The 3,058-nt window shown below is 47.8% G+C and carries 3 protein-coding genes; all 3 read left to right on the top strand.

What is annotated here, in order from left to right:
- The first annotated feature begins 61 nt into the window (after nt 1–61).
- The 3 genes from WCO51_11710 to WCO51_11700 are packed head-to-tail and all read left to right on the top strand — an operon-like array spanning nt 62 to nt 2,760.
- Complete coding sequence (locus WCO51_11710; GenBank protein ID MEI6513921.1) at nt 62–1,756, top strand: GNAT family N-acetyltransferase; 1,695 nt, start codon at nt 62–64, stop codon at nt 1,754–1,756.
- A gap of 30 nt (nt 1,757–1,786) precedes the next feature.
- Nucleotides 1,787–2,428, top strand: a complete 642-nt coding sequence (locus tag WCO51_11705; protein MEI6513920.1) for a ribonuclease HII — start codon at nt 1,787–1,789, stop codon at nt 2,426–2,428.
- Nucleotides 2,410–2,760 carry a YraN family protein gene (locus WCO51_11700; GenBank protein MEI6513919.1) on the top strand — a complete coding sequence of 117 codons (351 nt, stop codon included), beginning with the start codon at nt 2,410–2,412 and terminating at the stop codon, nt 2,758–2,760. The genes WCO51_11705 and WCO51_11700 overlap by 19 nt, the downstream gene beginning before the upstream one ends.
- Nucleotides 2,761–3,058: the final 298 nt, after the last annotated feature.

Below are 3,058 nucleotides of genomic sequence, written 5' to 3'. Positions count from 1 at the left end.
CAGATTGCAAAATCAATCCCAATTGGGCGATACTTTAGCTTGTTAGGGATGAGGAGAAGTCATGTTAAGACAGCTTGAGATGTTTCGGATTGGAACGGATAAATTACCTGAAGTACCGCTGCCGGAAGGTTACGCCATCAGAAAATACCAACCTGGTGATGAAGAGCCGCTTGCGGTGATGCTCAGTGACAATAAAGGGCTAAGTGAATGGGATGCAGAGAGGGTTCAGAGAGATCTGCTGAGCGATTCGCTAGCCCCTGGGGGAGTTCATTTAGTCACGTATCATGGCAAAATTGTTGCCCACACAGTTGCTCAGTCAGAAGATAATTATATGGGGCAAAGATATGGGAGAGTTGGATGGGTTGCGGCGGACCCAGGGCACAGCGGCAAGAAACTTGGACTTGCCGTTTGCACTGCGGTTGTCAACTATCTTATTGACCATGGCTATGACAAAATAGTTCTCAGCACCGATGCCTGGCGACTGCCTGCTATTAAAATCTATTTGCAAATGGGTTTCGAACCTCGCGTTAATGGCGCTGATGACCGCTATTTATGGCCGAACCTCTCTGAAGAGGTCTCATACAAGTTGACTGAAGAAACGCAGACGAAGATTGCAAAAGGACCTAAAGGCGAAGAAATTGCCTGGCGTACTCTTGAGCTTGAAGATGTAAAGGATCCCTGCATTATCGCCTCATGGTGCATGAAGCGCGAATTCTTCCAACTCAACTCCCATAAGGATGATATTTACGGCAAGGATGCGCCTGACTTATTGATTAAAGCTTTCGTGCGCTCTGGGGCGAACCTGTGCCCGCAATTTATTATGCCTTCACCGGATGTTGAGCATCAGGCTGCTAATCCTTTTCATGTATGGGAATATCAAAAGTCGTCATGGGAGGAAGATCTAACCAAGGAACCCGTTGAGCCTCGCAAAGTGCCACAAAGCCCTGAGGATGTGCGTGATCTTATCGAAGCCATGCCCGATTCCGATTCCCTGGTGAATAGTTCTGAATTCGAGCAACATGCAGATCAGTATGCTAAACACTTAATGAGCCTTCGCGATCGCTCAAGGGGGGAGATACTATTCCTCGGAGGGTTTAGCATGCCCGATTTCATGGGCGGCTACAACTGGGGATTTACAAATTATCTGTCCGCATTTGAACTCTATCCAGAGCACTTGCAGCGCTACTTTGAGATTCGCGGCGAAAGCGCCAGACTTTTCAATATGTGTGTTGCAGAGGGCATTAAAAAGTATAGTCTTGCGCCTTTTGTTTATGGCGGAGACGATATTTGCTATAACGAAGGCCCATTGTGCTCGATCAAAACACTGGAAAAAATGTACTTCCCGAACCTTGCTCGCGCTGTCCAACCACTCCATGATGCGGGAATTGGCGTTATTTGGCACTGTGACGGAAACGTTTTGCCTATTATGGACCAGTTAATTAATGATGTCGGAGTAGCCGGTTTTCAGGGTTTCCAGGAAGAGACTGGCTGCACTCTCGAACATATCGTCACTAAGCGAAGGCGTGACGGGAAGAAATTAATTCTCTGGGGCAGCATTTCGGTAACTAAAACTCTTCCTTATGGCACGATAGACGATGTCAAAAAGGATGTCGAGCGCTGCTTTAAGGTTGCTGCGCCTGGCGGAGGGTTTGCTTTAGCCTCTTCAAGTTCAATCCTTCCGGAAACGCCGGTTGGCAATATCTTTGCGATGTATGATCATGCCGAGAGATTCGGCAAGACCTTCTTAGGCGGATAGCTTTGACTGTGAGCGTTTAGGAGCCAGTAGATGGATCTGTGGCAGGAAGAGCGAGAGCTGCGGCAACGCGGGTTTATTAATGTTGTTGGAGTTGACGAGGCAGGTCGAGGCCCGTTGGCCGGACCGGTTGTTGCTGCGGCTGTCATTTTGCCGGATAACGGCTCTATCACTGGCATTAATGACTCTAAGAAACTGACCGAAAAGCAGCGCGAAAAATTATTTGGCAGCATTTTCGATGAAGCGATTGCGGTCGGGGTTGGGTTATCAAGTCCGCTGGAGATTGATGAGCTCAATATTCTTCAAGCCAGTTTTTTGGCAATGCGCCGTGCGCTCCTCCAAATGGCTCTCGATTATGATGTAGTTCTCATTGACGGCAATCAACGCATTCCAACTATCACCAAACCACAAAAAACGGTCATTGGCGGGGATGGGCAATGCGCCTGCATTGCTGCTGCATCGGTTATCGCTAAGGTTACTCGCGACAGGATGATGCTGGAACTTCATAACCATTACCCTATGTATGCCTTCGATCAGCATAAGGGTTATGGAACTGAATTGCATCTTAACCGCCTGCAAGAACATGGCATCTCCCCCGTCCACCGAAAGTCATTTGCTCCGGTTGCCAAGTTATTAGGCGAAAGGAGCGAACCCCAATGTCTCCTTCCCCTTTAGGCACGTGGGGAGAGCAATACGTCGAAAAATATTTAATAGAGCAGGGATACGAAATTCTCTGCCGTAATTGGCGTACCCGGTATGGTGAAATTGACCTTATCGCCCTTCATGAAGGCGTGTTAGTCTTCGTCGAAGTCAAATCCCGCCGTTCCTCGCGTTGTGGCGAAGCAGAGGAATCAGTTGACGAACGCAAGCAAGCCAAACTCCGCAAACTAGCAGAAGAATACCTCTACTCCACCGATCAACCCGAAGCCAACTGCCGCTTTGACGTAGTAGCCCTAAGAATCCGCTCAACCGGTCATGAGGTGACAGTAATTACAAACGCATTTTAAGAACTATTACCCACCAAACAAATATCAATGTTGACTTCAATCACATTAATCAAAGAAGGCAGAATCAGAGCAAAAGCTTATGGCCGTGAGGAAATTGCCACGGGCACGAGCCAATTCTCGCGATGACATAGAAAGGATATGCCTTTTGCCTCCCCAGTATTTCTTCTATCGGCAAAGCTGCTTTACTTTATTTGAACCTGGTTACTGTTACAGTGGATGATATGGTCAGGATGGAACAATCAGCTTGGTTGCAAATTTCGTGGTAGCGCTGAGGTGGTTTGTCGAATGAATAATGCTC

This window comes from bacterium, assembly GCA_037131655.1.
In the GTDB taxonomy this organism is placed as follows: Bacteria; Armatimonadota; Fimbriimonadia; order Fimbriimonadales; family JBAXQP01; genus JBAXQP01.
The sequence above is the reverse complement of the archived record's forward strand: the minus strand, read 5'-3'. Positions and strand labels throughout refer to the sequence as shown.